The sequence below is a fragment of the Ensifer sp. ENS08 genome, assembly GCF_014852195.1.
In the GTDB taxonomy this organism is placed as follows: domain Bacteria; phylum Pseudomonadota; class Alphaproteobacteria; order Rhizobiales; family Rhizobiaceae; genus Ensifer; species Ensifer adhaerens.
Genome location: NZ_JACVBF010000091.1, coordinates 1 through 255, shown reverse-complemented (window position 1 = coordinate 255; position 255 = coordinate 1). Strand labels below are relative to the sequence as shown.

Sequence of the window (255 nt, the reverse complement as noted above, 5' to 3'; positions counted from 1 at the left end):
GGATCGCAATGGCGATCGCCGAGAACGGCGTCTGGGCAGCCGGCTTCAACACCATGGCGCAGCCGGCGGCAAAGGCCGGGCCGGCCTTGCGGGTGATCATCGCATTGGGGAAGTTCCAGGGCGTGATTGCCGCAACGACGCCGATCGGCTGCTTCATGACCAGGATGCGCTTGTCGGGCTGATGGCCGGGGATCAGGTCGCCATAGATGCGGCGCGCCTCTTCGGCAAACCACTCGACGAAGCTTGCACCGTAGA

Annotated in this window: 1 protein-coding gene; it reads right to left on the bottom strand. The window is 65.1% G+C overall.

Annotated elements, in window-relative coordinates; all coding sequences use genetic code 11:
• The coding region (locus IB272_RS34635; RefSeq protein WP_192445907.1) for an aldehyde dehydrogenase family protein at window positions 1–255 on the bottom strand (255 nt) is incomplete at both ends.